At 52.9% G+C, this 14,271-nt stretch carries 10 protein-coding genes; 4 read left to right on the top strand and 6 right to left on the bottom strand.

Annotation, left to right across the window (positions count from 1 at the left end; genetic code table 11):
- Positions 1 to 2: 2 nt before the first annotated feature.
- The 6 genes from tssG to tssA all read right to left on the bottom strand — a co-directional run bounded on the left by tssG (position 3) and on the right by tssA (position 6,856).
- Positions 3 to 1,010, bottom strand: coding sequence for a type VI secretion system baseplate subunit TssG (gene tssG, locus N018_RS10720; protein WP_025389539.1), 1,008 nt, complete (start codon positions 1,008 to 1,010; stop codon positions 3 to 5).
- Positions 974 to 2,761, bottom strand: a complete 1,788-nt coding sequence (tssF, locus tag N018_RS10715; protein WP_024646495.1) for a type VI secretion system baseplate subunit TssF — start codon at positions 2,759 to 2,761, stop codon at positions 974 to 976. The genes tssG and tssF overlap by 37 nt, the downstream gene beginning before the upstream one ends.
- A gap of 88 nt (positions 2,762 to 2,849) precedes the next feature.
- Positions 2,850 to 3,254, bottom strand: a complete 405-nt coding sequence (gene tssE / locus N018_RS10710; protein ID WP_025389538.1) for a type VI secretion system baseplate subunit TssE — start codon at positions 3,252 to 3,254, stop codon at positions 2,850 to 2,852.
- 15 nt (positions 3,255 to 3,269) lie between these two features.
- A complete protein-coding gene (gene tssC / locus N018_RS10705) occupies positions 3,270 to 4,745 on the bottom strand; it encodes a type VI secretion system contractile sheath large subunit (protein ID WP_025389537.1) in 1,476 nt (491 codons plus the stop codon).
- Positions 4,746 to 4,776: 31 nt separating this feature from the next.
- A complete protein-coding gene (tssB, locus tag N018_RS10700; RefSeq protein WP_024646492.1) occupies positions 4,777 to 5,274 on the bottom strand; it encodes a type VI secretion system contractile sheath small subunit in 498 nt (165 codons plus the stop codon).
- 34 nt (positions 5,275 to 5,308) lie between these two features.
- A complete protein-coding gene (gene tssA / locus N018_RS10695; RefSeq protein WP_025389536.1) occupies positions 5,309 to 6,856 on the bottom strand; it encodes a type VI secretion system protein TssA in 1,548 nt (515 codons plus the stop codon).
- 533 nt (positions 6,857 to 7,389) lie between these two features.
- Here tssA and N018_RS10690 point away from each other — a divergent pair.
- The 4 genes from N018_RS10690 (at position 7,390) to N018_RS10675 (ending at position 14,269) form a co-directional block, all read left to right on the top strand.
- Positions 7,390 to 7,908, top strand: coding sequence for an Hcp family type VI secretion system effector (locus N018_RS10690; protein WP_025389535.1), 519 nt, complete (start codon positions 7,390 to 7,392; stop codon positions 7,906 to 7,908).
- A 67-nt stretch (positions 7,909 to 7,975) separates the two neighbouring features.
- Positions 7,976 to 10,018 (top strand): type VI secretion system Vgr family protein, encoded by a 2,043-nt coding sequence (gene tssI, locus N018_RS10685; RefSeq protein WP_025389534.1) that lies wholly within the window; start codon positions 7,976 to 7,978, stop codon positions 10,016 to 10,018.
- Positions 10,015 to 10,896 carry a DUF4123 domain-containing protein gene (locus N018_RS10680; protein WP_025389533.1) on the top strand — a complete coding sequence of 294 codons (882 nt, stop codon included), beginning with the start codon at positions 10,015 to 10,017 and terminating at the stop codon, positions 10,894 to 10,896. Before tssI ends, N018_RS10680 begins: the two co-directional genes overlap by 4 nt.
- Positions 10,886 to 14,269 carry a toxin VasX gene (locus N018_RS10675; RefSeq protein WP_025389532.1) on the top strand — a complete coding sequence of 1,128 codons (3,384 nt, stop codon included), beginning with the start codon at positions 10,886 to 10,888 and terminating at the stop codon, positions 14,267 to 14,269. Before N018_RS10680 ends, N018_RS10675 begins: the two co-directional genes overlap by 11 nt.
- The last annotated feature ends 2 nt before the right edge of the window (positions 14,270 to 14,271 follow it).

Genomic DNA, 14,271 nt, shown 5'->3' with positions numbered 1-14,271 from the left:
CCTTAATGACTCGGCCTGCTGAGCGTTACCAAACCACGCGAATGCTCACGCCCCAGCCAACTGGTCCACCCCAGGCGACAGGTGTTTGCCTGACCAATACGTAAATCCCTGACGTCTTCATTCAAAAGTTCAAGACAGACGTCGTAATCCAGAGGGTCGCGCAACGTGAACCGCACAAGAGCACCTAATGGCAAGTAACTCGGACCGATAGGTAAAAATTCATGGAAGCGATCCCAGTGGAGCTGCTTTATGTGGATACGAAATTTGCCACCCCGATCGGGCACTCGGTTGCCCAGCACCACATTACGCCCTAGCTGGTTATTGGCTTTTCCGAGACGATTAAGCTGAGGCACGCTGACTTCAACTGCACGCTCTACGCATTGCTCGATGAATAGCGGGGCATGCTTGAAGTAATAACGAAGCACTGACTCGATCAGTGCTGCGGAATGTGCACGCAGGCTCAACAGCCCCAGATAGGGCAACAGACGCCTCCAGTTCAATTCGGTCGTTTCGCGTATACGCTCACCATGCAAACCGATCAGCGCGAACAGTTGCTCTGAAAATGGGTCCGTTGCGCCACTGCTGAACACCGCGTGGTAGCGATACTTTCGCCAGACAGGCAACATCAGCTTCTGCAGGCGATGATTAAAAACGTCCAGAAAATCGCGAGTGGCATTGGACTTGTCTCGGTCCCCCACCGCTTGCTCGACATAGAAAGCCGGTAGCGGCGAACCTGCTCCGACCAGACTCATCATATTGAGGTGCAGCCGGACATACAGGCTCCCGTGGTCTTCGAAAAAACCCATGCACTCGATATCGCTGCCTGGAAATGCAAGTCCCGGATTTGCGCGCAATTCAAGGAAATCATGAAGTTGTTCATCATCAGCAGCCGGATAAATTTCGCGCAAGACCCCAAGGATCAGAGGTATCGCCTGATAGACCGAATACTCACGTATATCCTGGCTTAGCGCGGTCAAAGCAGCGGTTGCTGCCCCATGCGTGGCGTCCATTCGTAGCCACCTCCCTGATCGGTTTTCACGTGCAGTTCATGGAAAGAATTCAAGCTGGCATAAAGCGCAAAGAATTCATTGAGGACTGAAGCAAACAGAAACAGGCTGGCCTCATCTGCACATTCGGCAGGTGCAATAAGCAGTTCGGTTTTGACACCCCGTAACGGTCGCCCATCGTGCAAACGATCAACGTGCTCGTGACGGATGGCTTTGAGTCCGCCTAACAGATGCTGACTGACTTTCTCGGCCCGCTTGTCGTAATAGCGTGGCAAATCGTAAGTCTCAAGAATGACTTTCAAGGCTTCCACACTTGCCAGAGAAAGGTAATTCAGCGACATATTGCTAATGACCCGCCAGAGAAAATCTCGGGTCATAGGTGGCGCGTAGCTTTTGGTGACGGGAGTAATATTTCTGAACCGCAAGAAATCTGGAGTACCGTCGCACGACTTGCATATCCCTCCAGCCCTGATTTTTTGCGGCAGGTTATGGTTGGTACACGTCAATTCTATTGAGATGGTTTCATTTTTTCGGTCGCCACGAAGGTCAAAGCTTAGAAATGTATCAAGTCCTTCTTGCAGTATGGAATCGCGATGGCGAACGCTGTAATACGGAGAGTTGCTTTCCACATCAACAGCCGGATCATGTTCAAACGATTCGAAGGGCACATAGTTCTTATACCCCTTGCCGCCGGGCTGCCACCCAGTCACTTTATCAACTGAATACACGCCGCAGCCATCTGGACCATAATGGCCAGGCATTAACAAATACTCATCCTGACGCGCGTCAGCCTGAATAGGCAATGCATCCTGTGTGAACAGATTCACTACCGGTGTGCAATACAGCTTGATATGTTCGAGGGTAGGTCGAAGTCCCTGCATATCCTCGCAGCGCATATCGAATACCCATTGAAAACTACGAGACGTTGCCAACAGTTCTTTGCTTATTGACTGGATGACATCAAGGCCATGCACGTCAACAAATAGAAATTTTTCCGGAAAGCAAAAATACTCTTGCAAATAGCGATAGCCTCTAAAGGTATTCAGCGGATAGGGAATCAACGCCTCTTCCTCGGCAAATCCGACTGGTTTTACGTTATCCGCCGAGATACTGAACTCAGCCAGTTGCCCGTCAGCCATCACCAACGGCTTACTGTGGCCGTCAAGCAGCAACAGCTTGATACTTTTCAATTTCCGCATGAAACCGAGATAAAGCATCTGGCTTACATAACGATCACCTGCAAAATGCAGGCGTAGCCGGTCTGATTTCAGCTCACCCAGATGCCCCTCACCCGTCATCTCAAGACGTAACATAAGTGTTGCAGCGTCTCCGCTTGCCGAGTAGGAAACGCGAGCCAGCCGCAGCGGTAATACCTCGGTTGGAAAACAGGTGCGAAACTGACACGTCAAACCATTTACAGGATCACTTTCTACCGGGGTATCACGCTCTACGGTCAGGCCAGGGCTGGAAGCGGCCAATGGTTCGAACTGCAGCATGCTCATGGCAGGCAAAGGTCGCATGTAATTGGGCCATAGCAACTGCATGAGCGAATGGGTCAACTCAGGTAAATCATCATCCAGCTTTTGACGCAAACGGCCCGTCAGAAAAGCAAAACCTTCAAGTAGCCGCTCAACGTCCGGATCCTGGCCACCCTGCCCCAAAAACGGAGCCAACGCTGGATTACGATCAGAAAACCGCCGCCCTGATTGGCGAAGAGCCATCAGCTCATCTTGATAATAGTGATTAAATGACAAATGCACACCTACCCGACCGAATTATAAACAGCAATAAACCAACGCTCAAAAACAGAAAATATTTATTTCCATATCGGGTCAGATCAACTTACTGAATGCTTACGTGCCCACTACCACTCACCGTCGCAAAAAAACGGACAGCTTTTCTGATTCCGGCAATCTCCACAGAAGCGTCAATAGCGAATTGTCGCTGGAGCGGACAGCCCCTGCTCTCTCCGGAGCTTACATAAACGTCGACTAAACGAGGCTCGTAAGTACGGATAACCTTTTCGATGGCTGCACGTGATTGTTTCAACGTATCGTGCAAACTCAAGTTCATGTCGTTAAGGTCAGGCAAACCATAATCAGGCAGCATTTTCACACTGCCCGCCCGAGTGCCGAGCATATTCGACAAATGAACAGCTATCGAGGTCATCAATCGCCCTTCGTTATCGAGGCCTGAGTGGGCTTTGTGACCCGCAAGGCGTTCGAAAAGGCTACCGTTGGCGTTCATGATGCTGCCTCTCTGCTAGTCCTTATCCATCTTGCCAACCAAAGACAGCGTAAAATCAGCACCCATGTATTTGAAATGAGGACGAACATTCAAACTGACGCGGTACCAGCCTGGATCGCCCTCAACATCACTGACAATGATCTGCGCTGTGCGCAATGGACGCCTTCCACGCACTTCAGCACTTGGGTTCTCCTGGTCTGCAACGTACTGGCGAATCCACTTGTTAAGCTGAAGTTCCAGATCCGTGCGCTCCTTCCAGGAGCCAATCTGTTCGCGTTGTAAAACCTTGATGTAATGCGCAAGCCGGTTAACAACCATCATGTAAGGCAGTTGCGTTCCCAGCTTGTAATTAAGCTCAGCTATCTTGCCTTCTGGGCTGTTGCCAAAAACCTTGGGCTTTTGGACAGAACTGGCGGAAAAGAAAGCGGCATTATCGCTGCCTTTGCGCATAGTCAATGCAATGAACCCTTCATCAGCCAGTTCGTACTCGCGGCGGTCGGAGATCAGTACCTCAGTCGGGATTTTGGTTTCGATTTCACCCATGCTGTGGAAATGATGCAACGGCAGGTCTTCGACAGCACCTCCATTCAACGGACCAATGATGTTGGGGCACCACCGAAATCTGGCGAAACTGTCTGTCAGCTTTGTCGCGAACGCATAGGCCGTGTTCCCCCACAGGTAATCTTCGTGATCTTTGGACACGTTTTCCTTGTAGGCAAACGTCTTTACCGGATTTTCTTCAGGTCCATAGGGACTGCGGAGGAGAAAGCGCGGCAACGTCAGCGCAAGATAACGGGCGTCTTCCTGCTGGCGGAAGCTTTGCCACTTTGCGAACTGGGGACCTTCGAAGTGATCTCTCAGATCCTTGATATCAGGCAATCCGGTGAACTGCTCAAGCCCAAAGAAATTGGGGCCAGCAGCCGCGATGAAGGGTGCGTGCGCCATACAGGCAACGCTTGATACGTATTGCATCGTTTTTACGTCGGGAGCGCTTGGGGAGAAAAAATAATCGGCGATGATTGCCCCTACAGGGTTGCCGCCAAACTGGCCGTACTCAGCGGTGTAGACATGTTTGTAAAGGCCCGACTGAACAACTTCAGGTGAATCCTCAAAATCTTCCAGCAGGTCTTGCTTGGAAATACTTAATAACTCGATCTTGATGTTTTCGCGGAAATCAGTTCGATCGATGAGCAACTGCAACCCGCGCCAAGACGCCTCCAGCGCGCGAAAGTCAGCATGATGGATGATCTCATCCATCTGGCGACTCAGCTTGTCGTCAATTTCGGTGATCATCCGGTCAACCAGCGCTTTTTTTACCGGTTCGCTGCTGTTGTGTGGTTTCAGCAGTTCTTCAATAAATGCAGCTACACCGCGCTTGGCAATGCCGTAGGCCTCATCACTGGGGCTCAGTCTGGTTTCTGCAATAATCTGGTCAAGAATCCCGTACTGAAACTCGTCAACATTGCTCTGCGATAAAGCTTTCGTGGTCATACTCTAATTCCCTGCAATCAAGTCAAACGCACTATTGCGCCGCCGCATTCAAACCCAACTCGTCCAGCACAGTGTTGCGCGAGTCCGTGTCGGCTATGACGCGCTCAATAGCCTTGCGGAAAGCGGGCGTATTACCCAATGGCCCCTTGAGCGCCATCAGCGCATTACGCAGCTCCATCAGCTTTTTCAGTTCAGGAATTTGCTCCACCAGGCTGGCGGGATTGAAATCTCTCATTGAGCCTACTTTGACGCTAACAGTCAGATCTTCAATCCCGCTCTCGGGCTGCAGGCAATTAGGCACACTCATCTCAAGTGTCAGTTCTTGCTTGGACATGACGTCGTCAAAATTATTTTTGTCGATGCTTATAGCCTTGCGATTTTCCAGTTTTCGCTCGTCTATTTTTTGCGTAAAGTCACCTAAAACCAGTAGTTTAAGCGGCAGTTCTATTTCTTCCTGCGCCCCTCCAATAGCAGGTTTGAATGTGACATTGATCCGTTCTTTGGGTGCTACCGAGCCTTCTTTGGCCATTGTATTTTCTCCAATCTGCTTCAAACATAGAATGCTATGCAATCAACCCTTCAAGATCGCAGTGGCACAGTCTTTGATAAACATCCTCTTTACGACTTGCTGATTTTTCATCTTGAGGAAGCCGTTCATGGCAGTCATACAACAAGCGTAATACGTCCAGATAAACCAATGGCTCCCACGCCTGCAAGCCAGAGGACTGGAGTTGCTGATCCAGAAACTCAAGCTGGATCTTCGCAAGCACATACTCTTTTGCCTGATAACATAGCCGTGCGAGGCACAGCCTCCAGAACAATCGATCTCGTCCGCCTTGTGCACTGTACAAACGCTGGCTTAGCACATGGACAGCAGACTTCAAGCCACCGTCCCGTAAGCCTGGCAATAGTTCGCGATAAACAGAATCCCATTCTGAACGCTCAGGTTTTCCGTCCGCTTCACGTAGGTGCGTTTCGGTTATAACAGGAGGTAAAACATGAGCTGTGATCCACTCCAGTGTTTTGGCGTTCGCGAAGGGTGTGCCGTCGTGAAAGCGCAGCTCAACCAATTCCGGAATTCGTTTCAGCAGCATAGCGAGATGCGCTTCCACCTCGTACATTGCCGCTGTTGCCCCCAAAGCCTTTAGACAGTTCCAGATCAAACGCTGCCCATCGAACCAAAAAGGCGAAGACACTAAAGTGGCCTCAACATCAACGATCAGATCTGCGTAAAGGCCCTGCTCGAAGCGCTCCAGGTAAAGCGAGAGTTTCTCTGTGGGCAATCCTCTTAGAGGCGTTACTTTTTCCGCGTTGCAATCCGGAGCATTGTCCACGGCGAGCCACACCAGCACTCGACCAAGACGAAACGCACGCGTATCGCTGGTCTTTTGTTTCAGCCACCACCTGCAGAGACTGTGCGCGGATTCGTCCAGCGAGCTTGACGCACGCTGAGCATCCTTCTCATTATTGATAGGAGAACTGCTGGAAAATAGCTGTGCAGCGACCTGCCTGACTTGTTCCACTACCGTCACAGGCTCTTTCTCAACCTGGCTAGCACGCTCGATCATGCGTGCTAGCCGTCTGCGCAAAGGCAGCAGCAACGGCGCGTCGTCATCCAGATAACGTTCAAATAACTCATCCAGCTTATCGAGGTGATTGGCCAACTGCTGAAACACAATCAGTTGATTGTTGATCGAGACATCTTCCACCAGCACTTTTTCGAGTCTGAGTACGAGCCACGCAACGGCGGCAGAGCGGGTTCGCAACTTTCTTGGATACAACATGTGCCAGTGACATTCACAGAGATAATGGATTAAACCCAAGCCTGCCACTAGACCGACAAAAGACTCACACTCGTACAACGCCCACGCGAGCCAACTGGCAACGCGCAAATCCTTGGACTGGCTGAAAAGAATATATTCACTGTCTTCTCTGATTTTGGGCCAGTCAACATTTAAAGAGCCGAGGATTGACTGTGCGCCGCCCAGCGCTTGCTCCAATGATTCAAAGAGCGTAGAGAAGCGTATGTCCTGGCCCGGATAATCCTGCATTGCTACAGGGTGTCGAGCGATCTCCAGATAGCGGATGGACAGTTTTTCGTTATAAGCCATTGCCCACCCCTATTTAATAAATAATAGTCAATCGTTTTATCGGATTGAAAGCGGGATGAAATTTACCCCTGCTCCGCCCAACAAACAAGCATGTAAGTGACGAATAATATTTTTTAGGAGATTTCCTACGACACAAAAGACTTATTCGCACCCCCCCAACTAAACACCTTGAAATACTCTTGCTTTTCTTGACCGGTAGATTCAGATATCACATCCTGAACCAGCAAATTATTTCCTGCCCATCGCACGCAATTTTTTGCGCACCTTTTTAGCATTTTATACAAAATCCAATACGCGCCACCGTTCTGATCGGCCTGGGACAAGGTGCGCAGTAAAACTGTGTAGCTGCGCAAGAACTCGCTCACTTTCCTAAGAAAAACAGACACCAGACGCACTGATAGTTTTGGCCAAACGGATTAAACCACCGCCTGGTATGGGCGGATAAAAAGTTGGCACACATATTGTTATAGCAACCGCTCGCCCTCCAGGCACTCTCGCTTGCGAAGCGGTAATCACTATCAGGAACTGCGCACATGCCAACACCTGCTTACATAACTATTACTGACGCAAATCAAAAAGTACTAACTGCAAAAGCTTTCACGCCGGATTCAGTAGGAAACATCTATCAGACAGGCCATGAGGACGAAGCAATAGTCCAGGCGTTCAAGCACGAGATTGGTATTCCGTGTGACCCTCAGTCTGGTCAACCTACAGGTCAACGTGTTCACAAACCTGTCTGCATCACCAAGATTTTCGACCGGACATCGCCGTTACTTCTAGAAGCACTTTGCTCTGGTGCAACGATGAGCGAAGTGGAAATCAAGTGGTATCGCACTTCCGCTCAAGGCAAACAGGAACATTACTACACCACCACCCTGACCGATGCAGTCATTGTCAAGATTGAGGACTACATGCCTAACTGCCAAGACCCGAATAGCTCGCACTTCACACACTTGCAGGACGTGTATTTCAGCTATCGCAAAATCACTTGGGCCCACGTCAAAGCCACGACCAGTGGTTCTGACGATTGGAGAGAGCCCGCTTCGGCTTGATCCTCCTGTCCCGTCGATCTGCCCGGATCGATGGGACTCTCAGCGAACGGCTAAACAGGAGGCCCCTATGAAGGCGAAGTCTGCCCACTCAAAACACCTGACCCTAAGCCTTGATAGCCCCGACGGCACTGATCATGGCTTTCAGGTACTTGCATTCACCGGCCACGAAGCCATCAGCCAGCCCTTCTGCTTTACGCTGGAACTGGTCAGCGAGTGTGCATCGCTGGAACTTGAAAGCCTGCTTGGGCACCCGGCTTTTTTGCAATTCAGCCCCGATGGCAGCGGCGTCCACGGGTTGGTTGATCGCATAGCACAAGGCGATTCCGGCGCGCGCCTGACGCATTACGCAATCACGTTGCGACCGCATCTGGCCCGACTGGGTCACCGCACCAATCAACGCATTTTCCAGCACAAGACGGTGCCGCAGATCATCGCCCAGGTGCTGGAAGATCACCGTCTGCTGGCCAACGCCTACCGCTTCGAACTCGGCGCAACGTACCCGGAGCGAGAATACTGCGTGCAGTATGGCGAGTCTGATCTGCACTTCGTCCAGCGACTGTGTGAAGAGGAAGGTCTGCATTACCACTTTGAACACAGCCCGACAGCGCATCAGCTGGTGTTTGGCGATGACCAGACGGTGTTCGCGAAACTGGGGCCGGTGACCTACAAGCAAGACACCGGCATGGCCGCCGACGATCCGGTGATCAGGCATTTCCAGTTGCGTCTGGAAACCCGCTCCAGTAGCGCTACCCGGCGCGATTACCATTTTGAAAAACCATTCCTGACCATGGAGGGCTCGGCACAGGATGAGGACCACCCAGACCTTGAGCACTACGATTACCCCAGCGGCTTCAGCCATCGTGATCGGGGTGCACATTTGGCCATACGTGCGCTTGAACGGCACCGCCACGATTACCGGCTCGGCGAGGGACACAGTAATCAGCCCCGACTGGTCAGCGGTCATTTTCTACAGCTGAGCGAACATCCCAACCAGGACTGGAACGACCTCTGGCTACTGACCGAAGTGCGCCACGAAGGCCGTCAGCCGCAGGTGCTGGAGGAATCATCATCTATTGGCAAGGGCGATGACGACTTTCATCAGGGCTATCGCAATACGTTTCTGGCCACGCCATGGAAGACGCTGTACCGCCCTTCCCTGCGTCACCCCAAGCCGAGGATTTTCGGCAGCCAGACCGCCGTGGTCACCGGCCCGAAAGATCAGGAAATCCACTGCGACAAGCACGGCAGGGTCAAGGTGCAGTTTCATTGGGATCGCGAAGGCCAGGGCGATGACCGCAGCAGTTGCTGGCTGCGGGTTTCGTCCAGCTGGGCCGGCCATCGTTACGGCGGCATGGTCATCCCGCGAGTCGGCATGGAAGTGCTGGTGACCTTTCTTGAGGGCGACCCCGACCGGCCGCTGATCAGCGGCTGCCTGTACCACGCCGAGCATGTCCCGCCCTACGATTTGCCCGCGCATCAGACCCGCAGTGTGTTCAAAACCTTGAGTAGCCCTGGCGGCGAAGGCTCGAACGAACTGCGCATAGAGGACCGGACCGGCCAGGAACAGATCTACCTTCATGCCCAGCGCGACTGGGAGCAACACATCAGGCACGATCAGACAATCAACGTCGGTCATGAGCGCTATGACCGGGTTGAAGCCAATAGCTACAGCGAGTTCAAGGCAGAGGAGCATCGGACCGTTGATGGCGACCGGCTGACTGAGCTCAAAATGAATGACCATCTGACGGTGGCCGGAACACAACACATCAACGTGGGCGATAGATTGCTGGCGGAGGCCGGAAGAGAGATTCACATAAAAGCCGGAAGCAAACTGGTAATCGAAGCAGGATTGGAGATCACCCTCAAAGTCGCTGGCTCCTTCATTAAGCTGGACGCCGGTGGTGTAACGATCATGGGCCCACAGGTGAAGCTCAACTCGGGTGGCATCGCTGGTAATGGTTCGGGTGTCGCACCGTTGCTGCCAGGCCTGGTAAAGCATGCCGATGCAGCAAAAGCCGGGGAGCTGCTGACTCCCGCACAAGCACGGACAATAAAGCGCACTCCGTTTTGCGAGCAATGCGAGCGAGCAGCCGCGGAAGCCACGTCATGAATCAGGCCAACTACCTGCTGATTGACGGAGTGTTGCGGCCTGATGCAATCAAGCAGTTGTATCAGTGTGCCGAGCCTATGGAGATCATGCCGCTGTATCTGGGAACGCGTTGGTCAGCGGTCATGAATCAGGGCCCTGTGCTGGTGAGGGTTCCACCAGAATCTTCGCTGATTCGCGAATGGCTTGAGCCAACCACGTTACGAACTGACGCGAGTATATTTTCCAGCAATGCCTCCCTGAAAAATGTAGCCGAGCACCTGTGCCGGTTTCTATGCCCATTCGACTACCTCGGCAATTCAAGCCTCCTGCGCTTTGCGGATCCGCTGGTGATGCACTACTGGTTATCCACTTACGACAACGAGCATATAAGCCAGATATTGGGGCCTATCAATCAGCTTTGGGTGCAGCTTCCGAGGCATGCCTGGCAGCACAACCCCTCTTCACTACCTGCAACATTTGTTAACCAGCATCCGAAAAAACGCTGGCAAGAACATTTCGCTCTGCTGGGCGAGCCACAGTTACTTGCCCTGAAAGAATGCTATCGATGGCTCTTTGAAGACCGTATTCATAACTGGCTGAAAGAGCAGGATCCGCAGGCTTTTGCGAACCTGACCGAAGATCAGATAGCCATATGGCTGAAGCGAGCTGTGGACAGCGGCTCTGAGTGTGGACTGGTCAGCGAGTACGCGTTAGCGACATGGGCAGATATCTGCCACGCGTGGGGGCTGAATTTTGTGAGTGACCCACAAAGCCCCTATCAGTTATGGCAGACCCTGCCCCCCCAACTTCAACACATGCCACCAGAGCTGCGCGTCAACTCGCTCGATGAATACCGCCAGAAACTTCATGAAGACAAGGGCACCCGGCATGACCGATAAAAACGGCACGCGCCAACAACGACGTGCAGCATGCTTCGACAAGACTCCGGCTACGGCGACCAGCCTGTGCCCCTTCAAGGGGCCGAGCATCGCTATCGTGCCGGTGCGCTATGCGCTGGATCGCTCGCGCTATGATGCTGATCCCAAACAATTGAAACCGCTGCCCAAAGACGGTAAATGGGCCAGCCTGCCGACGTTGAAAACGCGCAGTTACACCTTGCGCCAACTGTACGACGGCTACGTTTACGTCTTCGACGAAACAGCCGGAACGCTGCATGAATACGCAGTGTCTGCCGCTGACGGCCATCTGAGCAAAATCGTCTGGAGCGACGCGCAGGTGGGCAGCGATCAGCGAAGCGGTGGCACTGACGGCAAACCGTTCCTGCTCTACCCGCGCAGCAACCGGCTGCACATCGCGTTTTCGCCGCTCCAGTGGACATGGCGTATATGCGAGCACATGCGCTCCAACCCGCCGAGTCGCGCGTTATGGATGAAAGCGCTGGACCTGCCCCGCTACTGCATCACCATGGCCGAGCCGGACACCCTGCCGCTAAACCACATCGCAGAGGCCGTGGCGGATGTCGACAAAGGCAACGTTATTGACGACGGCCGTTTTGCAGATTCGGCGATTCCCACTGCCCGTTCGCCATCCGGCGACGAGGCCACATCGTTGTTTTCGCCTGTCGGCGCTGACGTTTTCTGGCTGGGCAGCGTGGACGACAAGGACAGCTCGCTGCTCATCGCCCTTGACGACCCGTTGGCCGTTTTCAATGACCTGGGCATGCAACTGGCCGCCGATCAGGCGGCATGCCGCAACTGGCAAGCCGAACACGAACACAAGATTCAGATCGCCCAGACCGTTACCACGCTGTGTGGCGCTGAAAGCGAACCGGAGAAACTGCCCGCATCGGTACGCGGTGATGCGGCTGGAACGCACCAGTACCTGAGCGACGTCGAGGCCTGGTTTGATCAATGCATCATTGAAGAGGCGCAGATCAACAGCAGCTCGGTGCCCGGAGACTTTCTGGTGCTGCCGGACATGTTCAAAAGTTTAGACATGCGCAAATCCATTGAAGCGCGTTATGGTAGCGCACCTTCCGAACAGGACGCGCAAGTCTGGAAGGATCGCCATAAATGGCGGCGCGAAGTCGATCTGACAGGTGCGCGTCAGTACCTCCTGCATCATCTGCCGGCCGGCGACACACTGCTGCAACAGGTGCGTGACACACAAAGCGATTTCCGCCAGTGGTCGACATACCTGGGCACAGAACCACTCAAGCTGTTCATCGACACCACTCACCCGAACACCCTGCTGTACCTGCAAATGATCCTGCTCAATCTGCAGATCATCTACGCGCAGGACAACGCAGCCAGCGCCTGGCTTGCCGAACAGGAAGCCAACACCAGCAGCCTGTTTGGCACCTTGCGCTATGGCTTCTCGCCCGCGCTTAAAGACGCCCTGCATCAGGAAGCCAATGCACTGCTCAACGGCCTCGGCGACGTGACTAACCTGGCCACGCGCATCGGCGAGCTCAATGGCGCCCTCAATCATCAGGGCTTTGCCGACAAACCGTGGATGAAGGCACTGAAGCAACCGGTTCAAGACACCTTCAAAGCACTCGGCGAACTGGCCAGCGGCGCAGGCAAGGCGACACTTGAAAGTATCCTGCTGGCGTGGGTGCCTATCGACAGCCGCCACGCAATTGGCAAAAAGCAGAACATCGTTGCCCTGATTCGCACGCTGTTGATCGGTCAGGTCCTGCTTGATTCGCCGACACGTATCGCGATCAATCCACAGGTCTTCACCAGGCTCAAACAGTGGATACGTGAGTGGCAGGTGCTTAACAAACAGATCAGCGACACTCGCCGCAGCTGGCTCTACCCGACCGCCTACAACACCCGCAAAAGCACCGCCAACCACCTGAATGCCCTGAGGGAAAGACTTCGTCTGCATGAACTGAGCATGCCCGCCCTGCTCGACTTTCAGAACAAAGAATATGCGAAGCAGTTGCAGGACGAAATTCGCCAGTACTTCCAGACCGGCAAAGCCATTACCAAGGACTGGCTCGCCCACGCCAAACGCTGGATCGACAAGCTGGGCGGTATCGCGGGCTCGATCACCTGGGGCGTGATCATGGTCAACTTCATCAATACCGCCCTCACCTATCGGGACCTGACGAAAGATGGGGATTTCAGTCTGAAGGACATTGGCAAGGTTACCTATGGGTTGGGGTATAGCTTTAACCTGTTGATGGCGGTGTTTGTCGAGGCGCCCTGGCGCGTGATCAAGGATGCGACGCCGGTATTGATTGATGGCAGAAATGTCGGAATTCTGGACAGGTCCTCGGGGTACTGGAAGGCAAGGGGTAATCTCGAGTGGGGGGAAGCGATAAGCGGGTTCCGGGTTTCGATGGTGGCGATGGGGGCGTTTGGGATAGCGGCGGCCATGTTGGAGCTAATAGACATCTATGATGACCTGACTAAAACAAAAACAACTGAAGAGGCAACTGCAACACGTATAAAATTTGGCTCAGTAGGACTTATGGCGGCGGGCAGCACATTCCAGGTCGCCGCAGGATTTCTTCCCGCAAGTTCATATACATTGGTTGCAATGAGCCCGTGGTTTAGCGTAGCAATTCTGCTAACAGGTGTGATTTATCTATTGACCTCCATGGCGTTAAATTACTTCAAGCAAGATAGCGTTGGATGGTGGCTGCAGAGATGCAGCTGGTCCAAATCAATCAATTATCGTTACCCAGCAGATGCAGGTGGTCAACTTGAAGAAAAACTTGCTCTGCTCACAATACAGCTGAGCCCTCAGGTTCATGTTAAAAGCACCACACGCGACGAAGATCATTATTTTGGTAGAGATACCCCCTATAGTGCTCCGGTGCAATACGGTGCTGGCGTGCAAATTCTTCTGCCAAGCGCAGTGCGCGGACAATCCGTACATTTTAATATCATCAGTAGTGAACGTCCACTGGGCGTACTGCCTGTAGCCAAAATTGATGACCCGATACTCGACCCCTTTCTCGACAGAGGACAGTTCAAGAAGGTTGATCAATTCAAAAATCTTGTCAATAAGCCAGCTCGCCAAGCCCAAGAAGATTTCACATTTCCGCTTATGCCTCCTGAAGGTGAAGACATTGTATGGGAAACCTGGGTACCTCTTGGGAAAGACGCAACGTATCTGGAACTACAGATATGGTATCCCGACAGCCTGATAGAGCCTGGACAACAGGATGTAGGCTATCTGTTTCAACTGGAGCTTAATAGCAAGGGTGATACAGCAGCCGACGGGCTGGCGCACACCGAACTGGAGATAAAAGCATCCAACCGAGCCAGCACGTTGGCCCTTGAAATAGCGGAATAACA

The sequence above is a fragment of the Pseudomonas syringae CC1557 genome (genome assembly GCF_000452705.1).
GTDB lineage: Bacteria > Pseudomonadota > Gammaproteobacteria > Pseudomonadales > Pseudomonadaceae > Aquipseudomonas > Aquipseudomonas syringae_F.
This window is presented reverse-complemented; position numbering and strand designations above follow the sequence as displayed.